Genomic DNA, 18,848 nt, shown 5'->3' on the forward strand with positions numbered 1-18,848 from the left:
GTCGCCCGTCCCTCCGCCCCAGGGCGCCGGCCTGCCGGTTCGCTGACGTGCCCGACCACCGGCTCTCCCCGACCACCGGCGTGCCCGTGCGCCGGTCTGTCCACCCGCCGCTCGGTCGTCGGTACCGCCGGGAGGCCCGCACCACGTCGGTCGTCCGGGGTACCGTCGTCGCATGGACCGTTCGGAGATCCTCGCGGCCGCTGCAGCGGCCCACGCCGCCCGCATCGCCGCCGCCGGTGGTGACGACGGCGCCGCCCGCGAGCGGGCCGAGGCCGCCTCGGCCGCGCCCGCGCCGGAACGCCGTCGGTCGGCGGACGCCGAGCGTGCGGCCGAGGCCGACCGGGCCGCCGACCGGACCGAGGGTGCGCTGTCCGACTGGCGCCGGATGGGCACCCGTCGCGGGATGACCCCGGACGCCCAGATCCGCAGCGCCTGGACGGTCACGGGCGTGCCCGAACAGGGTGACGCGCGCGCGTTCGCCAACGTGCTGCTCTCGACCGCCGGGCACGCCGGTCGTGTGGCGGACGCCGCTCGACGCAACGAACGACTGGCGGGTGCGGCACGAGCGGCCGCCCGTCGCACCGTCCGGCGGTACACCGACCACGGCGCCGGCATGTCGGCGCTGGGTGACGTGCTCGACGCCGGACCGGTCGGTCGCGACGACGACCCGACCCCGGCCTGAGCCCGACCCCCGCCTGAGCCTGGCGCACGCCCGGCCCGACGCACGGTTCGACCCCGCCCGGCCCACGCACGTCCGGACCGGCCGTCAGGGTCAGCGGCGGAAGGGGTCCAGGTTGAGCACGGTGTCCTCGTACAGGTACTGCTGGTCCCCGTAGACCGTGACGTCCGGGTTCAGCCAGACCAGGTCCTTCACGGACAGCCCGAGCCGGTCCGCGACCGCGCCGATGAGGTCCTCGGACGCGATCCGGTACGCCGTCGGGGAGCCGTCCGCCGAGCCGTCGTCGCTCGTCGTGCCCGTCGCGTTCGGTCGCGCCCCACCGTCGACCGGATGCACGTTCGTCGTCCGGGCGGGGACCGACCAGCGCACCGGCTGCACCGCGAGCACCTTGTCCGGCCCGAGCTCGACGGGCAGGTCCGGGCCGGCGGACTCGGCGGCCGAGTAGACGACGACCGCACCGAGCCAGGACGGGTCGACCCGGCCGGGGTCCATGTCGGTCGCCGCCGGGGCCGCTGCACCCGGGCCGCCGCCGAGCCGGGTGTCGCCGACGCCGTGCCAGGACAGGCCGTCGCCCACCGAGGGCGGGGTCTCGAGGAACGTCGCCCCGACCGGGACCGGCAGCGTCGACGCGAAGCTCGACCACTGCACGGTCGGGTACCCGTCGTCTCCGACGACGACGCGGTAGTGGAACCGGACGCTGCCCTTCGGCGTGACGACGTCGGCCTCGCTCATCACGGTGCCGACAGCGATGGGGGAGACCGTCGGGTCGGGTGCCGCCGCCTCGGTCGGCACCGGGGTCGGGGTGCGGGGCGAGGCGGACTCCGCGATGCGGCGGGCCTCGGCGCTCGCGCTCGGATCGGCGTCCGGGGTGGCGCTACCGTCGTCGGACGCGGCACTGCGGCTCGGGGCGGGCAGTTCGTCCGGACCGCGGAGGAACGAGCACCCGCTGGCGGTCGTCGCGAGGACGCCCGCGAGCACGGCGGCCCCGATCAGCCGTGCTGCCCGCAGCCGTGCTGCCCGCAGCCCTGCGGCTCGTCGTGTGGTGCTGTTCCCCTGGTGCACGGTCCCCTCGTTCCCCTCGCCCCGGGAGCCTACCGGTGCCCGCCGACGACGGCGGTCCGGCGTCGGCCCGGGCAGCGCCCAGCGACCAGGACGAGGCCGGCGCGCCCCGGGGGTGGGATGATCACAGACGGTCCACCGGAGGTCCGCCCGTGGTGGTGGACCCCTCCGACGCCACGCGATCACGGACGAAGGAGCTCCCGCATGGTCGACACGAGACCGACCGCACCGACCACAGCCCTGCCACCGGTGGGCACCGGCCCGCACCGCCGCCGGCTCGGACTGCTCGCGCTGGTCGCCACGTTCGGCGGCCTGCTGTTCGGCTACGACACGGGCGTCGTGAACGGTGCCCTCCTCCCGATGAAGCAGGAACTCGGCCTGACGAACGTGACCGAGGGGGTCGTCACGAGCTCCCTGCTGTTCGGCGCGGCCCTCGGTGCGGTGCTCGGCGGCCGGATCGCGGACGGCTGGGGGCGCCGGAAGACGATCCTGGTGCTCGCCGTGCTCTTCTTCGTCGGGACGGTGGCGTGCGTCGCCGCGCCGACCTTCGGCGTGATCGTCGTCGGCCGCGTGCTCCTCGGGCTGGCGGTCGGCGGTGCGTCCACGGTCGTGCCGGTCTTCCTCGCCGAGCTCGCGCCGTACGAGATCCGGGGGTCGCTCTCCGGCCGGAACGAGCTGATGATCGTCATCGGGCAGCTGGCGGCCTTCCTCGTGAACGCCGCCATCGGCACGCTCTGGGGCGAGGGCGACGGGGTCTGGCGGGTCATGCTCGCGGTCTGCGCCCTGCCCGCGATCGCCCTGTTCGTCGGCATGCTCCGCGTGCCCGAGTCCCCGCGCTGGTTGGCGTCGAAGGGCCGTGACGCCGAGGCGCTCGCGGTCCTGCGGCAGGTCCGCTCCGACGAGCGTGCGGAGGCCGAGCTCGCGGACATCCGCCGGAGCACCACGGTCGCCCCGGACGAGCCGCGGGAGAGCGGGTGGCGCACGCTGCTCGGGAACCGCTGGCTCGTCCGCATCGTGCTCGTCGGTGCCGGCCTCGGCGTCGCCCAGCAGCTCACCGGCATCAACTCGATCATGTACTACGGCCAGACCGTCCTCATCGAGTCGGGGTTCGAGGCGTCGGCGGCCCTCATCGCGAACATCGCACCGGGGGTCATCGCGGTGGTCGGCGGCGTCGTCGCGATCCGGAACATGGAGCGCATCGACCGGCGGACGACGCTCGTCCTCGGCTTCTCGCTGACGACGGTCTGCCACTTCCTCATCGGGACGGCGTCCGTCCTGCTGCCCGCCGGCAACCCGGCGCGGCCCTGGGTGATCCTGGTCCTCGTCGTCGCGTTCGTCGGTTCGATGCAGACGTTCCTCAACATCGCCACGTGGGTGGTCCTGTCCGAGATCTTCCCGATGCAGATCCGCGCGCTCGGCATGGGCATCGCGGTGTTCTGCCTGTGGACCGCCAACGCGCTCCTCGGCCTGTCCTTCCCCTCGCTCGTCGCCGCGACCGGCATCACCGGGACGTTCTTCGGCTTCGGCGTCGTCGGACTGCTCGCCCTGGCCTTCATCTGGCGCTTCGTGCCGGAGAGCCGCGGCCGCACGCTCGAGCAGGTCGAGGAGGGCGTCACCACCGGGGACGTCGGCGCCGTCGCGACGGCGGGTCGCCGCGGGCACTGAGCCACGCCGGCGCCGCGACGCGTCGGACCGGACCCACGACGGACGGGAGGCCCGGTACCAGCTGGTACCGGGCCTCCCGTCCGTCCTGTGGCTGCGTCCTACGGGCGCAGGAGCACCTTGCCCACGCGGCCGGCGGTGTCGCTCGCGCGCACGGCGTCGCGGGCGTCCTCGAACGCGAAGGTGTCGGAGACGGGGAGCGTCAGCGAGCCGTCGAGCACCCGGGTGATGAGCTCGCCGAACAGCTGCTGCTTCGTCTCGGCCGGCATGGTGCGGCTGACGACGCTGCCCCAGAAGCCCTTGACCGTGACCTGCTTGAAGATCACGGCACCGGACGGGATCTCCATCGTCGGCGACGCCATGGCGCCGAAGACGACGAGCGTGCCGTTCTCGGCCAGGGTCGAGACGATGTCGGCCGCGGCCTTCCCGCCGACGGACTCGACGCCCGCGACGATCGGCGCGCCACCGGTGATCGCGGTGACCTGGTCCTGCCAGTCGTCCGCGTCGGTGGCGACGATCCGCTCGATGCCCTGGGCGCGGAGCTCCTCGACGCCCTCGGCGCGGCGGACGAGGCCGACCACGTTGACGCCACGGGCCGCGGCGAGCTGGGCGACCATGCGGCCGACCGCACCGTTGGCGGCGTTCTGGATGAGCCAGTCGCCCTCGTGCAGGTCGAGCGAGTGCAGCAGGCTGATCGCGCTGAACGGCATCGAGACGAGCTGGGCGGCGGACTCGTCGGGCATCGCCTCGGGCACGGGGATGAGCCCGGCCGCGTCGGCGACGTAGTACTCGGCCCAGACGCCGAACGTCCCACCGGCGACGCGCTGGCCGACGGTGAGGTCCGACACGCCCTCGCCGAGGGCCTCGACGACGCCGAGCGCCTCGGTGCCGGACTGGGCGGGCAGTTCGGGCTTGAAGCCGTACGTGCCGCGGATCGTCCACAGGTCGTGGTTGTGGATCGGGGACAGCACGGTGCGGACGAGCACCTGGCCGGCGCCCGGGGTGGGGACGGGCCGCTGCTCGACGGTCAGGACGTCGGCGGGCTCGCCGAACTCGGGGTGGACGACGGCGCGCATGGTGGTCTGGTCGGTCATGGGTCAGTCCTCCGAGACGGTGATGGTGACGTCGATGTTGCCGCGGGTCGCGTTCGAGTACGGGCACACCTGGTGTGCGGCGTCCGCGAGGGCCTGGGCCTGGTCGTGCTCCATGCCGGGGATCACGACCTCGAGCACGACGGCGAGCTGGTAGCCGCCCTGGCCGTTCGGGCCGATCTGGACGCGACCGCCGACGGACGAGTCGGCGACCTTGAGCTTCTGCGAGCGGGCGACGCCCTGCAGTGCGGAGTGGAAGCACGCGGCGTACCCGGCGGCGAAGAGCTGCTCGGGGTTGGCGCCGGCACCGGAGCCACCCATCTCCTTCGGGATGGCCATGTCCAGCTCGAACGTGCCGTCGCTGGTCTGGACCTTGCCGTTGCGGCCTTCGCCGGTGGACAGGGCTTCTGCGGTGTAGAGGACGTCCATTGCGTCGTTCCTTCCTTCGTGGGGTCTGTGTGGTCTGTGGCCGTGCCGCTCGCTCCGCCGGTGGCGGATGTGGGCGGCGGGCGCGGTCCGCGCTGGGCGACACCGTCCGCGCCGCGGGGCGCGGAGCCCGTCGCTCAGGCCGAGGGCCGGGAGGCGCCGGTCCCGCCCGGCGCGGCGGTCGCGAGGCCCGCGGGGTCGCTCGGCGCGGCGGGCGCTCCCGGCGCGGGCGTGGTGGCGGCGCGGTGCATCGTCTCGGTGAGGCGCTGCAGCGTCGCGATGAGCTCGGCGGCCGACCGCTCGTCGGCCAGGCCGGTGCCCGCCGCGACGGCCGCGGGGACGTGCGCGAGCTCGGTGCGCAGGCTGCGTCCGCGCTCGCCGGTGGTGACGGTGACGACGCGCTCGTCGGTGCTCCGGCGTTCGCGGCGGACGAGGTCGGCCTGCTCCATGCGCTTGAGCAGCGGCGACAGGGTGCCCGAGTCGAGCTGCAGGTGGTCGCCGAGGCTCGACACGGTCTGGTCGCCCTCCACCCAGAGGGTCACGAGCACGAGGTACTGCGGGTACGTCAGGCCCCACGGCTCGAGCAGCGTCCGGTACGCCTGGGTGGTCGCACGGGTCGCCGCGTAGAGGGAGAAGCACACCATCTCGTCGGTCACGGGCATGCTGCAACCCTTGCACGCGATCGTGTTGCACACAACTCAGTCAGCCGGACGCCCAGCAGGATCACGGCGGTCGTCCGCCCACAGCGCACACCGGGTGCCGGAGCGCGCACGGACGGACGGGTGTCCTCCGGTCCCGTTAGGCTGGCCGGACCGACGATGACCAGCAACCACCCCGCCACAGCACCGACGACGACCACAGCGATCCCGCGAGTCGGCTCCTCGGTGTCCCACGGCAAGACGATCCTGATCGGCGAGCACGCCGTGGTCTACGGCGCACCCGCCCTCGTCCTGCCCGTGACCGACGTCCGGGTGACGGCCACCGCGACGCCGCTGCCCGCCGGCGCCGAGCACACCCTCCGCTCGAGCGTGCACACCGGGCCGGTCTCGACCGCCCCCGCCGCCGTGCTCCCCACCGTGACTGCCGTCACCGCGACGCTGCGGCACCTGGCGGGCCTCGGGATCGACCACGCCGCCGACACCGCCTTCGACGTCGTGGTCGACAGCGCCGTCCCCACCGCCCGCGGCATGGGGTCGAGCGCCGCCGTCGCCGCCGCCGTGACCGCCGCCGTCGCGGACGCCCTCGGCGTGGACCTCGACGCCGCCACCCACCACGAGCTCATCCAGGAGTGCGAGCGCGTCGCCCACGGTCGACCGTCCGGGCTCGACGCCCGCGGGGTCGTCGCCGACGAGCCCGTCTGGTTCGAGACCGACGTCGTCGAGCCCGTGCAGCTCACCGGCCGGTTCGTCTTCGTCGTGGCCGACACCGGCGTCCCGGGCCACACGCGCGAGGCCGTCGCCGCCGTGCGCGCCCGGCACGACCGTGCACCGGCGATGGTCGACTCGGTGGTCGAGCGCATCGGCGGACTCGCCCGGCAGGCCCGGGGGACGCTCGTCGACGGCGACGCACAGGCCCTCGGTGCCACCATGGACGCCGCGCACGAACTGCTGAGCACCCTCGACGTGTCGAGCGGCGACCTCGACCGGCTCGTCGGCGCCGCACGCAGCGCGGACGCCCTCGGCGCGAAGCTCACCGGAGGCGGACGGGGCGGGTGCGTCCTGGCCCTGGCCGCAGACGACGAGCACGCCGCCCGGATCACCGCCGCACTGCGCGGCGCGGGAGCCGCCGGAACCTGGACCACCTCGATCGGAGCCCGCGCCTCATGACCGCCACCGCCGTCGCGCACCCCAACATCGCGCTCGTGAAGTACTGGGGGAAGGCGGACGCCGACCTCGCCCTGCCCGCCACCGGCAGTGTGTCGATGGGGCTCGACGTCTTCCCCACCACGACCTCCGTCACGCTGACCGACCGCCGGGAGGCGCGTGACACGTTCACCCTGAACGGTCGCGTGGTCGACGATGGTCCGCTCGTGCGCGTCGAGCGCTTCCTCGACCTCGTCCGCGGGATGGCCGGCTCCGACGCCCGCGCCGCCGTGGTCTCCGAGAACACCGTGCCCACGGGCGCCGGCCTGGCCTCGAGCGCCTCGGGCTTCGCCGCCCTCGCCGTGGCGGCCGCCGCTGCCTACGGCCTCGACCTGTCCGAGCGCGACCTCTCCCGGCTCGCCCGCCGTGGTTCCGGGTCGGCGACGCGGTCGATCCCGGGCGGGGTGTCGGTCTGGCACGCGGGCGACGACGCGGGGTCCTTCGCCGAGACCGTGCCGGCACCGCCGATGGCCATGGTCGTGGTGACGATCAACGACGGCCCGAAGGAGATCGGGTCGCGCGAGGCCATGCGCCGCACGATCGCCACGTCGCCGTTCTACCCGGCGTGGGTGAGCTCGACGACCGAGACCGTCGGGGACATGCTGGCCGCGTGCGCCGCCGGCGACTTCACCCGGATCGGCGAGCTCACCGAGAGCAACGCCCTCCGCATGCACGCCACGATCGAGGGCGCGTTCCCTCCGATCCGCTACCTCACCAGCCGCAGCGTCGCCGTGTTCGACGCCGTCGTCGCGATGCGCGCCGACGGGATCGAGGCCTACGCCACCGCCGACGCCGGCCCGAACGTCGTCGTGCTCTGCCGCCCCGAGGACCGCGCCCGCGTGGCCGGTGCCCTCGACGGCTTCGGCGCGGTCATCGAGTCGGGCACCGGACCAGCCGCTCGCCTGCTCCGCTCCGAAGACCCGGGGGACCACCCCCGAGCAGAGGAGAGCGCAGCGTGATCGAGTTCCGTGCCCACGGCAAGCTGTTCGTCGCGGGCGAGTACGCCGTCGTCGAGCCGGGCCAGCCGTCCGTGCTCATCGCCCTCGACCGTGCCATCACGGCCCGGGTGTCCGAGGGCCACGGCGCCGGCAGCGTGCACTCCGAGGAGTACGGCAACCTCCCGCTCACGTGGACCCGGGCCGAGGACGGCATCGCGCTCGACCGCGAGCACCACCCCTACGACTACGTGATGGCGACGATCGACCTCGTCGAGAAGCTCCGCGAGGAACTCGGGATCGCACCGCGCTTCCACGACCTGCGCATCGAGAGCCAGCTCGACGACGCCAGCGGCCGGAAGTTCGGGCTCGGCTCCTCCGCCGCGGTGACCGTCGCGACCGTCGGCGCCCTCGACCGCTTCTACGGGCTCGGCCTGTCGCAGCGCCGACGCTTCATGGTGGCGCTGCTCGCGACCATCAGGGTGGCGCCCCGCGCGTCCGGTGGCGACCTCGCCGCGAGCACCTTCGGCGGGTGGCTCCGCTACAGCGCCCCCGACCGCGAGGTCCTCGCCGGCATGCTCGACGACCACGCGGTCACCGCGATCCTCGACGACGACGCGGCCTGGGCCGGCTTCGACGTCGAGCACCTGCCCGCACCGGCCGACCTGCGCCTCCTCGTCGGGTGGACGGGCTCGCCGGCGTCCACGACGAAGCTCGTCGGCGTCGTGCGACGGCACCGCGACGGCGACTACGCGGCGTTCCTCGACGCCAGCCGGGCCTGCGTCGACGACCTGACCACGGGCCTCCGCACCGGCGACGCCGACCGGACCCTCAGCGCCCTCCGCCGCGCGCGCGGCCTGCTGCAGGGCCTCGGCACCTCCGTCGGGTCGCAGATCGAGACCGAGCGCCTGGCGACCCTCTGCGACGTCGTCGAGGCGGCGGGCGGCGCGGCGAAGCCCTCCGGCGCCGGTGGCGGGGACTGCGGCATCGCGCTCGTCCCCGCGGACTGCGACACCGCAGCGGTCTTCCGCGCCTGGGAAGCGCACGACATCAGGCACCTCAGCGTCGCGGTGCAACCCGAGGAAGGGACCACGCGATGAGTGACCTGCAGACCCCGATCCCCACGAAGTGGGTCGGACCGATCCGCGTCAGCGGCAACGCCGTCGAGGGCGAGCACGAGGTACCGCTCGCGACCTACGAGTCCCCGCTCTGGCCGTCCGTCGGCCGCGGTGCCCGGATCTCCCGCATGGTCGAGGGCGGCATCGTCTCGACCGTCGTCGACGAGCGGATGACCCGCTCGGTGGTGGTCCGCGCCACCAGCGCCGCCGCCGCGCACATCTCGGCCGGACGGATCCTGGCCCGCCAGGCCGAGCTCGAGGAGATCGTCGTCGGGCAGAGCCGGTTCGCGAAGCTCATCGAGGTGCACCCGGAGATCGTCGGGGACCTGCTGTTCCTGCGCTTCGCGTTCACCACCGGCGATGCCTCCGGGCACAACATGGTCACGCAGGCGGCGGACACCCTGCTGCCGGCGATCCTGGCGTGGGAGCCCGAGCTGCGGTACGTGTCCATCTCCGGCAACTTCTGCTCCGACAAGAAGGCCACCGCGGTGAACGGCATCCGTGGCCGCGGGCGGAACACCATCGCCGAGATCGTCATCCCCGGCGAGGTCGTCGAGAAGCGCCTGCGGTCCTCCACCGAACGGATCGTCGAGCTCAACACGGCGAAGAACCTGGTCGGCTCCACGATCGCCGGGGCCCTGCGTTCCGCCAACGCGCACTACGCGAACATGCTGCTCGGCTTCTACCTGGCCACCGGGCAGGACGCCGCGAACATCGTCGAGGGCTCCCAAGGCATCACGCTCGCGCAGGCCCGCGGCGACGACCTGTACTTCTCGTGCTCGCTCCCGCACCTCATCGTCGGCACCGTCGGCAACGGCAAGGGCAACGACCTGCCCGTCGTCGAGGACGCCCTCGTGCGCCTCGGCTGCCGGGAGGACCGCGAGCCCGGGGCCAACGCCCGCCGCCTGGCCGCACTCTGCGCCGCCACCGTGCTCTGCGGCGAACTCTCGCTGCTCGCCGCCCAGACGAACCCGGGGGAGCTCATGGCCGCCCACGTCGCCATGGAACGACGCGGCCACCGACCGGAAGGAGCGTCCGCATGACGACGCAGGCCCCACTGGCCGTGGGCATCCACGACCTCGCGATCGCCACCGGGCACCACGTGCTCGACCTCGACGACCTCGCCGCCACCACCGGGGTCGACCCGGCGAAGTACCACGTCGGCATCGGCCAGGACGCCTTCAGCGTGCCCGCCCCCGACGAGGACATCGTCACGATGGGCGCCGCCGCCGCGAAGGAGGTCCTCGACCGCCACGGCGTCGACGGCATCCGCACGGTGCTGTTCGCCACGGAGTCGGGCATCGACCAGTCGAAGGCCGCCGGCGTCTTCGTGCACGGGCTGCTCGGGCTGCCCACGAACACCCGCGTCGTCGAGCTGAAGCAGGCCTGCTACGGCGGGACCGCCGCCGTGCAGATGGCGCTCGGCATCATCGCGCGGGACCCGTCCGAGCGCGTCCTCGTGATCGCCGCGGACGTCGCCCGCTACGACGTCGACACCGCCGCCGAGCCGACCCAGGGTGCCGGCGCGGTCGCGATGCTCATCGCCGCCGACCCCGACCTCGTCGTGCTCGAGCCGCAGTCCGGCCTGTTCACCGCCGACGTCGACGACTTCTGGCGGCCGAACGACCGCTCCACGGCACTCGTCGACGGCCGGTTGTCCGTGACCGCCTACGTCGACGCCTTCATCGGCGCCTGGGACGACCTCGCCTCGCGCGGTGGCCCCGGCATCGAGGCGATCGACCGCTTCGTGCACCACCAGCCGTTCACGAAGATGGCGATCAAGGCGCACCGGAAGCTCGCGCAGCACGTCGACGTCCCCTTCGAGGAGACCGAGCTCGCCGTCGGCTTCACGTACAACCGGCAGACGGGCAACACCTACACGGCGTCGCTCTGGATCGCGCTCGGGGCCCTGCTGGACCTCGACGACGACCTGGCCGGCGCCCGGATCGGCATGTTCAGCTACGGCTCGGGCAGCGTCGGGGAGCTCATGACCGGCGTCGTCAGCGAGCGCTACCGCGAGCACCGCCGGGCCGGTCGCGTGGCCGACCTGCTCGCGGCGCGGGTCCCGCTGTCCGTCGAGGCGTACCGGGAGCTGCACGCTGCTGGTGCCGCGACGAGCGACGACGTCGAGCGCCCCCGCGTGACGGCCGGGCCCTTCCGGTTCGCCGGCGTCACCGGTGGCGCCCGCCACTACGAGGCGACCGGCGCCTGAACCGTCCCGCCCGTGCGGCCGACCGCCCGGGCGTGGCGGACGCGAGGGGTGCCTCCAGGCCGGGCGCCGCGCTCACCGACCGGTGACGGCCCGCCGGATCTGCTCGATCGGCACCTTCGGGGAACGGTCGGCGTTCAGCAGCCCGTTCGTCTCCTGCATCGTGTCGGTCAGCTGCGTCCAGCAGGAGCCCGCCAGGAACGTGCTGGCCCGGACCGCGTCGTGCAGTGCGGCGATGCGCCGGACCCAGTCCTCGTCGTCGACGGCGGTGGTGTAGCCCCAGCCCTCCTCCCGCCGGCCGCCGGACTGGTACCGGACCCCGCCGAACTCGGTGAGCATCACGGGCTGGCCCCGGTCCACGGCCCCGCCGACGAACTGCGGGTGGCCGGAGGGTGCCAGACCCTCCAGGGCGCGGGTCCGGGCGGCGTCGTCGGCGTACGTGCGCGCCAGGACCGCGCCGTCGCCCTCGTAGTCGTGGATCGTGACGATGTCCGTCTCCTGCTGCTCCCAGCCGTCGTTGCCGATGACGGGCCGGGAGGGGTCGAGCGCCCGGGTGAGGTCGACGAGCGCCCGGGCGTACGCCTGCTGTGCGGGGTCCGAGACGACGTGCTGGATGCCCCACGACTCGTTGAACGGCACCCAGGTCACGATCGACGGGTGCGAGGCGTCGCGCTCGACCGCCGCCGTCCACTCCGCGGTGAGCCGGCCGACGGCGGTGGGGGAGAACTCGTACGCGGCCGGCGCCTCGCCCCACACCAGCAGGCCCAGGCGGTCGGCCCAGAGCAGGAACCGGGGGTCCTCGATCTTCTGGTGCATCCGGGCCGCGTTGAAGCCCAGCGCCTTGATGAGCTCGACCTCCTGCCGGTGGGCGAGCGGGTGCGGGGCGGCGAGGTGCGACTCGGGCCAGAACGCCTGGTCGAGGACGCTGCGCACCGGGTAGGGCTGCCGGTTGAGCAGGAACCGACCGCCGCCGACACCGACGCTGCGCATGCCGAGGTAGCTCGACACCGCGTCGAGGACCAGGCCGTCACGGTCGACCAGGGTGAGCACGGCGTCGACGAGCCGCGGGGTCTCCGGCGACCAGGTCAGCTCGTCCTCGGCCTGGCCGTTGCGCTGCCGGGCGACGGGCACGGTGACGTCGAGCGTGGGGCGGCTGGCGGTGGCGTCCCAGTCGGTCGTGCCGAGGTCCTCGTCCCGCTCGTCGAAGCGCAGGGCGACCCGGAGGCGGGCGCCGGCCGGGACGCGCCCGCGGAAGCGGACGGTGAGGGCCGTCGCGGTGGGCCCGGCTGGGGTCCACCGGAGCGTGCCGATCGCGGTGGTGGGCACCGCCTCCAGCCAGACCGGCTGCCAGATGCCCGTCGTCCGGCGGTACCAGATGGCGTGGGCGTCCTCGTGCCAGTCCTGCTTGCCGCGCGGCTGGGTGACGTCGAGCGGGTCGTCCTCGGCGCGGACGACGAGCACGTGGTCGTCGGTGCCGGTGCCGGTGCCGGAGCCGGTGCCCGTGCCGGAGCCGGTGTCGCCGGCGAGCAGGGCGGTGACGTCGAACGAGAACGGCGTGTGCCCGCCCTCGTGGCTGCCGACGAACCGTCCGTCGATCCAGACCTGGGCGCGGTGGTCGACGGCGCCGAAGTGCAGCAGCAGGCGCGGCCGGGCGGTGCCGTGGCCGGCGGCCTCGAGCTCGGCCCGCCCGACGGTCCGGGCGTACCAGACCACGGGGTGGAAGCCTGGGTCGCCGATGCCGGACGCGGCCGACTCCGGTGGGAAGGGCACCGTGATCGCGCGGGGGTCCGGGAGGCCCGTGGTCCATCCCGAGTCCGCCCCGGTGTCCGCGTCGTCGTGTCGGAAGGACCAGGTGCCGCTGAGGTCGGTCCAGTGGTGGCGCAGCATCTGCGGCCGCGGGTACCGGCCGTCCTGGCGTGAGGCGAGGGGGACGTCGGTGACGTCGACGGGGACCGGGGAAGCGACGGTGCTCATGCCACCGCAATTTACAGCGCTGTAAAGACCGCGTCAACGGTACGGTGAGCGCGTGGGCCAGGTCACACTGCAGGACGTCGCGGAGCACGCGGGCGTCTCGATGAAGACCGTATCCAACGTGGTGCGCGGCTACCGGCACGTCAGCGACGCGATGCGGACGCGGGTGCAGGGCTCGATCGACGCGCTCGGGTACCGGCCCAACGTGTCCGGACGGAGCCTGGCCACCGGACGGACGAACATGCTTGCGTTCGCCTTCCCCGACCTGCGGCGCCCGTACTTCGCCGAGCTCGCCCACGTGTTCTCGCAGGTCTGCGCCGAGCGGGGCTACCAGCTCCTGCTCGAGGAGACCGCCGGCGCCCCGGGCGGTGAGCTCTCCGCGGTCCGCGGGCGCGAGGCCGGCGTGGTCGACGGGGTCGTCATCCACCCGCAGGTCCTCACGCCGGCCGAGATCGACAGCGCCCGCGGGGACACCGCGGTGGTCTTCCTCGGCGAGGACGTCCGACCGCCGGGTGGGGACCTCGTCGCGATCGACAACGTGCGCGCCGCCGCAGAGGCCGTCGCGCACCTGGCCGCCCTGGGCCGTCGGCGGATCGGGTTCCTCGGGCACGAGGTCGGCGAGCAGTCCCGCACGTCGACGTTCCGCCTCGAGGGCTACCGGGACGGCCTGAGCGCGGCGGGGCTGCCGTTCGACCCGACGCTCTGCGTGCCACGCGAGGTCGGGGACGCGCAGGGCGCCGAGCTGGCGTTCGGGCGAGCCCTCGACGGCGGACTCTCGATCGACGGCCTGCTCTGCCGGGACGACCTCGCCGCGGTCGGTGCGCTCCGGGCGATGCGCCTGCGCGGCCTCGAGGCACCGCGGGACGTCGCGGTCGTCGGGTGGGACGCGATCGGCCTGGCCGCGAGTCTCGTCCCGAGCCTGACCTCGGTGGCGCCGGACACCGTCGCGCTCGCCGAGGCCGCCCTCGACCGCCTGCAGGAGCGCATCGCCGGGCGACCGGGCGACGGGCAGGCGGTGACCGTCGGGCACCGGATCCTGGTGGGGGAGAGCGCGCCGTACCCGGACGGGTCCGTGGACTGACCCCACCGGGCGCCGGTTCGTCGGGTCGCGCGGGGCGTCAGCGACCGCCGGACCGGCGCACCCAGCGTTCCTCGTCGAGTCCGGTCCCCGGGTCGACCGCCGGCTCGCCCTCCGGGGCGAAGCCGTGACGCCGGTAGAAACGCCGCGCCCGCTCGTTGCTCGTGAACACGAGCAGGTGTGCGTCCTCGTCACCCACGGTGGCCGCGAGGAGCGCGTCCGCGACGCCGGTGCCCTGCGCGTCCTGGTCGACGTAGAGCGTGCAGAGCTCGAGCGCCGGCAGGCCGTCGGCCGGAGCGGAGGCCCGCGCGGCGCTGGCGACGCCGACGAGCGTCCCGTCCGCCGACCGGGTGGTCATCACGGTCCGTGCGCCGGAGGTGATCCGTCCGGCCCAGCGTGCGGCCCGGGTCCGGGCGGCCCCGTCGTCGCCGGCCGCGTCGAGGAATTCGTCCGGGACGATGCCGCGGTAGGTCTGCTCCCAGCACCGGGTCTGGAACCGGCCGACCTCGTCGGCGTCGGCGGCGGTGGCGCGGTCGACCCCGGTCACCGCGGGGCCGCGTCCGACGAGCCGCGTGCCTCGGCGTCGACCACGCGGTCGAGCCACTCGGCGAGGACGGCACGCTCGGCCGGGGACAGGGCGGCGAGGTCGTCGGTGACGGCACGCAGGGTGAGCGCCGCCGTCCTGGTCGACGAGGACCCGTCCGTCGGTGCGTCCCCGGGTGCGGGGGCGACGATCTTCGCCATCACGGCCTCGAACACCGTGTCGGCCAGGGCGGGGTGCCGCGCGTCCGCCGGCTCGTCGAGGATCGCCAGGACGGCACCGGTGCCGGCCGCGTGCAGGAGCCGGACGGCGTCCTGCTCGCGCACCACGAGCCTCCCGGCCGCCGCGACGCGACGGAGGCGTTCCTCGAGCAGGCGCAGCCCGGCGGCCACGGCGGGGGAGCCCCGTCCCCGGCGGGGGTCGCTCATGATGACGAACAGGTCGGGGTTGGCGAGTCCGAACCCGATCGTCAGTTCCCACCCGGTGCGCAGGTCGGCGACGGGGTCGACCTCGTGCTCGGCCGCGGCGTGCACGGCGGCGGCCTTGGTCCGACCGAACTCGGCCATCGCGTGCTCGGCGACGGCGTCGAGCAGACCGTCCTTGTCCCCGAACAGCCGGTAGATCGTCGGCGGCTGGACGGCGGCGCGGTCGGCGACGGCGCGGGTCGTGACGCCGGCCGCGCCGTCGGTGCGGAGCAGGTCCGCGGCGGCGGCGACGATCCGACCTCGGACGTCGGCTCGGGGTGTGGGGGCGTCGGGCACGGACCAACGATAACAACTCCTTGCTACCGCTGTGTTTCCGGTGCTACCGTCACGCTGTTACCACTGGAAGCACGAGGGAGAGATCGATGATCACCATCACCGAAGCGACCGGAGCGCTCAACGGAGCCACCGCCGACCACCTGCTCGAACGGCTGCCGGCGTCGGAACTGACCGTCGTCACCCGCGACCCGGCCAGGGCGGCACGGTTCGCCGAGCGCGGCGTCACCGTCCGCCAGGGCGACTACGACGACCCCGACGGGCTGCGGACCGCCTTCGCGGGCGCCGACCAGCTCCTGCTCGTCTCGTCGAACGACCCGGCCGGCGACACCGTCCGGCAGCACCGCAACGCGGTCGACGCGGCGGTCGCGGCCGGCGTCGGACGCGTGCTCTACACGAGCCACCAGGGTGCCGCCGCCGGGTCGCCGTTCCTGCCGGCGCAGCACCACGCCGCGACCGAGGAGGCGCTCGCCGCGTCCGGACTTGCCTGGACGTCGCTGCGGAACGGCTTCTACGCGCACAGCATCACGTGGCTGACGGGCCCCTGGCAGACCACCGGTGTCGTCTCGGTGCCGGCGGACGGCCCGGTCTCGTGGACGGCGCGGTCCGACGCGGCCGAGGCGGCGGCGCGGATCCTCCTCGCGGCGGAGCCCCTCGACGGCCCGGTCACGCTCACGGCCGGTGCGGCACCCACGTTCGCGGACCTCGCCGACATCGCCGCCGAGGTGTCCGGGCGGCCGGTCCGGTACGAGGTCCTGGACGAGGACGAGTGGGTCGCGCGGGCCGTCGCCGGCGGGCAGGACGAGCGCATGGTCCGCTTCCTGCTCGGCATGTACCAGGCGGCTGCGCAGGGCTCGTTCGCGGGGACGGACCCGCTGCTGCGCGAGCTGCTGGGGCGGGAGCCGGTCAGCGCGCGGGACGTGCTCGCCGGGGTGGTGGACGGCGCCGGGCCCTGACGGGCGGCGCGGGGCGTTGCGGGCGCTGACGGGCGACGCGGGGCGGCGCGGGGCGGGCGGGGCGCTCGCCCGTCAGCCCGCGTCCGGGTGCACGCTCCCGAGCAGTTCGACCAGGGCGCCCCGCAGCGAGTCCGGCAGCCCGACCGTCTCGAGCTCGACGATCCGGTCGGCCCGCGGGACGTCGCGGTCGACGACCTCCCACGCCGTCAGTTTCTCCGGGTTGCCGGCCTGGGCGGCCTCGAGCAGCCGTCGCGCGTCGTCCCGGGCGTCGACCCCGACGGTCGGCGCACCGGCCAGGGTGAGCACGGCGCCCTCGTCGGTCGCGACGTCCAGGTCGACCGAGAACCGGTCGGCGGCGACGGCCGAGGTCTCCTGGCCCGCTGCCGGGGCGCCGAGGAACGTGACACGCCACCGTCGGCGCACCGGCACGCTGTCGACGTCGCCCTCGGCGGGGTCGATCCGGAAGGAGGCGGTGCCCCGGTCCCAGGTCAGCGCCGTCCGGCAGACCCCGGCACCGGACTCGGTGTCCGCGGGCACTGCGTCGGCGGCCGGGGTGTCGGCCCCGTCGTCCGCGCCGACCGCCTGCCCCTCGCGGTCCTCGACGAGCGTGAACGAGCCGGAGGCACCCGGCGCGACGAGCACCTCGAGCGCGGCCGGGTTCACCGTGGCGTCGACCTCCTCCGGTGCGGCGAGGGGCAGGATCCCGCCGGCGCGGAGCAGGACCGGGATCGTGTCGAGCGTGCGGTGCAGGTCCACGAACCGGTCCCCCGCGTAGGTCGTGCCGGTGAACACGTCCGTCCAAGTGCCCGCCGGCAGCCAGGCCCGGGCACGTCCGCGCAGGGTGACCGGGTCGCGGGGCTCGACGATCGGGGCGACGAGCAGCTCGGTCCCGAAGGCGTACTCGTTCGGCACCCGGTACGCCTCGTCGCGGTGTGGTTCGAGGTGGTAGAGCGGGCGGACGAGCGGGGTACCGGCGGCGGCGAGGTGGTTCATCGTGTGCAGGTAGGGCACGAGGCGGTGGCGGAAGCGCAGCGCGTCACCCATCGCGGCACGGGGCTCGGCGGGGAAGACCCACGGCTCCTTGCGGATGAAGGGGTTGTTCGCCGAGTGCAGCCGCATGACGGGCGAGAAGACCCCGAACTGCACCCAGCGCGTGGCGAGTTCGTCGTCGCGGACACCGCGGGTGTGGCCGCCGATGTCGTGGCTCCACCACGGGTACCCGATGTTCGCGGCGGTCGCGGTGAACTCGGGCTGGAACGCCAGCGACGCCCACGAGACGACCGCGTCGCCCGAGAACCCGACGGCGTACCGGTGGCTGCCCGGGCCGGCGTAGCGCGAGAACGTCATGCCGGGGCCGCCGTCGCGTGCCGAGTCGAGCAGGTGGAAGTGGTTGAGCATCCAGAGCGGGTCGACGCCGGGGATGCTCGTGGTCCGGCCCTGCTGCCAGTCGATCCACCAGAAGTCCACGCCCTGCTCCTCGAGCGGACGGTGCAGGACCGCGAAGTAGGCGCGGAGGAAGTCCGGGTCGGTCGGGTCGAACGCGATCGCCTGCTCGGTGTCGGGGTCGACCCCCGTCGCGGCCGCCATCGCGGGGTAGGCGTCCTCGAACGCCCGGACACCGTCGGCGGGGTGCAGGTTGAGCGTCGTCCGCATCCCGCGGCGGTGCAGCTCGGCGAGGAAGGCCCGCGGGTCCGGGAACAGCGACGGCTCCCACGAGTACCCGGTCCAGCCGTTGCCGAAGCGGGACGGGACGGAGTCCACCCGGTGCCAGTCCATGTCGATCACCGCGACGGAGAACGGCAGGCGCTCCTCGTCGAACCGGTCGAGCAGCGCAAGGTACGACTCGTCGGAGTACGGGTGGTACCGGCTCCACCAGTTCCCGAGCGCCCACCGGGGCATCAGCGTCGGCGGTCCGGACACCGCGTGGAACGCCCGGAGCGCGGCCGCGTAGTCGCGACCGTACGCGAAGACGCTGACGTCGCGTCGACCCGGGACCCGGCTGCCGACCCACCCGTCGTCCTCGAACAGGAACGACTCGCTGTCGTCGAGCGCGACGATGCCGTCGCGGGCGAGCACCCCGGACTCGAGCGGCATCCGTCCGTCGACGTCGTCGAGCGTGCGGCCGGTCCCTCCGAGGTCGCGCGGCTCCTGGCCGTACCGCCACCGGTTCGCGTCCGGCCCGGAGGTCTCGACGACGAGTCCGGCGGACGAGAACGGACCACCGTCGTACCGCAGGGTCGCGCGGTCGGTCGTCACCTCGACGCCGGCTCCGCGCCGGACGACCGTGTACTCCGGCACGTCGAGGCGGCGGCGGATCGCGAAGGTGGAGGCGCGGTCCTCGAACCCGCCGTCCTCGCTCCACTCGATCCGGAACAGGCCGTCCTGCAGGACGGTGATGCGCCAGCGGTCGCCGACGACGACGGCGTCCGGGTCCGCCACGGGGTCGGAGCCGGGGAAGGGGCGGATGGTGGGCAGGGGGCCGGGGTTCGGTGTGGTCACGCTG

The 18,848-nt window shown here is 74.3% G+C and carries 17 protein-coding genes; 9 read left to right on the top strand and 8 right to left on the bottom strand.

Annotated elements, in window-relative coordinates:
- Positions 1 to 172 precede the first annotated feature (172 nt).
- A complete protein-coding gene (locus KM842_RS00600; protein ID WP_216259987.1) occupies positions 173 to 682 on the top strand; it encodes a hypothetical protein in 510 nt (169 codons plus the stop codon).
- 90 nt (positions 683 to 772) lie between these two features.
- On the opposite strand, the gene KM842_RS00605 is transcribed toward KM842_RS00600, so the two are convergent.
- Positions 773 to 1,741: a LysM domain-containing protein gene (locus KM842_RS00605; protein WP_216259989.1), complete on the bottom strand. Its 969-nt coding sequence runs from the start codon at positions 1,739 to 1,741 to the stop codon at positions 773 to 775.
- A 201-nt stretch (positions 1,742 to 1,942) separates the two neighbouring features.
- Between KM842_RS00605 and KM842_RS00610 the strand changes: the two genes are divergently transcribed.
- Positions 1,943 to 3,403 carry a sugar porter family MFS transporter gene (locus KM842_RS00610; protein WP_216259991.1) on the top strand — a complete coding sequence of 487 codons (1,461 nt, stop codon included), beginning with the start codon at positions 1,943 to 1,945 and terminating at the stop codon, positions 3,401 to 3,403.
- 98 nt (positions 3,404 to 3,501) lie between these two features.
- On the opposite strand, the gene KM842_RS00615 is transcribed toward KM842_RS00610, so the two are convergent.
- The 3 genes from KM842_RS00615 to KM842_RS00625 form a co-directional block, all read right to left on the bottom strand.
- Entirely contained in the window at positions 3,502 to 4,476 is a 975-nt protein-coding gene (locus KM842_RS00615) for a zinc-binding dehydrogenase (protein ID WP_216261923.1), read from the bottom strand.
- 21 nt (positions 4,477 to 4,497) lie between these two features.
- Positions 4,498 to 4,920, bottom strand: coding sequence for an organic hydroperoxide resistance protein (locus KM842_RS00620; RefSeq protein ID WP_216259992.1), 423 nt, complete (start codon positions 4,918 to 4,920; stop codon positions 4,498 to 4,500).
- A 134-nt stretch (positions 4,921 to 5,054) separates the two neighbouring features.
- Entirely contained in the window at positions 5,055 to 5,579 is a 525-nt protein-coding gene (locus KM842_RS00625) for a MarR family winged helix-turn-helix transcriptional regulator (RefSeq protein ID WP_216259994.1), read from the bottom strand.
- Positions 5,580 to 5,735: 156 nt separating this feature from the next.
- Here KM842_RS00625 and mvk point away from each other — a divergent pair, with 156 nt between their 5' ends.
- Genes mvk through KM842_RS00650 form a run of 5 tightly spaced genes read left to right on the top strand, consistent with a single transcriptional unit; the run spans position 5,736 to position 11,044 of the window.
- Positions 5,736 to 6,743 carry a mevalonate kinase gene (gene mvk, locus KM842_RS00630; RefSeq protein ID WP_216259996.1) on the top strand — a complete coding sequence of 336 codons (1,008 nt, stop codon included), beginning with the start codon at positions 5,736 to 5,738 and terminating at the stop codon, positions 6,741 to 6,743.
- On the top strand, positions 6,740 to 7,738 hold the full coding sequence (gene mvaD, locus KM842_RS00635) for a diphosphomevalonate decarboxylase (protein WP_216259998.1): 999 nt from the start codon (positions 6,740 to 6,742) through the stop codon (positions 7,736 to 7,738). The genes mvk and mvaD overlap by 4 nt, the downstream gene beginning before the upstream one ends.
- Positions 7,735 to 8,814, top strand: a complete 1,080-nt coding sequence (locus KM842_RS00640) for a phosphomevalonate kinase (RefSeq protein ID WP_216259999.1) — start codon at positions 7,735 to 7,737, stop codon at positions 8,812 to 8,814. The genes mvaD and KM842_RS00640 overlap by 4 nt, the downstream gene beginning before the upstream one ends.
- Complete coding sequence (locus KM842_RS00645; RefSeq protein ID WP_216260000.1) at positions 8,811 to 9,875, top strand: hydroxymethylglutaryl-coenzyme A reductase family protein; 1,065 nt, start codon at positions 8,811 to 8,813, stop codon at positions 9,873 to 9,875. The genes KM842_RS00640 and KM842_RS00645 overlap by 4 nt, the downstream gene beginning before the upstream one ends.
- Positions 9,872 to 11,044, top strand: a complete 1,173-nt coding sequence (locus tag KM842_RS00650) for a hydroxymethylglutaryl-CoA synthase (protein WP_216260001.1) — start codon at positions 9,872 to 9,874, stop codon at positions 11,042 to 11,044. The genes KM842_RS00645 and KM842_RS00650 overlap by 4 nt, the downstream gene beginning before the upstream one ends.
- 72 nt (positions 11,045 to 11,116) lie before the next feature.
- Here the strand turns inward: KM842_RS00650 and KM842_RS00655 are convergent, their stop codons facing one another.
- The gene (locus KM842_RS00655; RefSeq protein WP_216260002.1) at positions 11,117 to 13,015 is read right to left on the bottom strand and encodes a glycoside hydrolase family 2 protein; all 1,899 of its coding nucleotides are present in this window, start codon (positions 13,013 to 13,015) and stop codon (positions 11,117 to 11,119) included.
- 52 nt (positions 13,016 to 13,067) lie between these two features.
- On the opposite strand from KM842_RS00655, the gene KM842_RS00660 reads away from it, so the two are divergent.
- Entirely contained in the window at positions 13,068 to 14,093 is a 1,026-nt protein-coding gene (locus KM842_RS00660) for a LacI family DNA-binding transcriptional regulator (RefSeq protein ID WP_253206176.1), read from the top strand.
- 37 nt (positions 14,094 to 14,130) lie between these two features.
- On the opposite strand, the gene KM842_RS00665 is transcribed toward KM842_RS00660, so the two are convergent.
- The gene (locus KM842_RS00665) at positions 14,131 to 14,637 is read right to left on the bottom strand and encodes a GNAT family N-acetyltransferase (RefSeq protein WP_216260003.1); all 507 of its coding nucleotides are present in this window, start codon (positions 14,635 to 14,637) and stop codon (positions 14,131 to 14,133) included.
- Positions 14,634 to 15,392, bottom strand: a complete 759-nt coding sequence (locus tag KM842_RS00670; RefSeq protein ID WP_216260004.1) for a TetR/AcrR family transcriptional regulator — start codon at positions 15,390 to 15,392, stop codon at positions 14,634 to 14,636. The genes KM842_RS00665 and KM842_RS00670 overlap by 4 nt, the downstream gene beginning before the upstream one ends.
- A gap of 86 nt (positions 15,393 to 15,478) precedes the next feature.
- On the opposite strand from KM842_RS00670, the gene KM842_RS00675 reads away from it, so the two are divergent.
- Positions 15,479 to 16,345 (top strand): NmrA family NAD(P)-binding protein, encoded by an 867-nt coding sequence (locus KM842_RS00675; protein ID WP_216260006.1) that lies wholly within the window; start codon positions 15,479 to 15,481, stop codon positions 16,343 to 16,345.
- Positions 16,346 to 16,417: 72 nt separating this feature from the next.
- Here KM842_RS00675 and KM842_RS00680 read toward each other — a convergent pair whose 3' ends face one another.
- Positions 16,418 to 18,844 (bottom strand): glycoside hydrolase family 31 protein, encoded by a 2,427-nt coding sequence (locus KM842_RS00680; protein WP_253206177.1) that lies wholly within the window; start codon positions 18,842 to 18,844, stop codon positions 16,418 to 16,420.
- Positions 18,845 to 18,848: the final 4 nt, after the last annotated feature.

Source organism: Curtobacterium sp. L6-1 (assembly GCF_018885305.1).
Classification (GTDB): Bacteria; Actinomycetota; Actinomycetes; order Actinomycetales; family Microbacteriaceae; genus Curtobacterium; species Curtobacterium aetherium.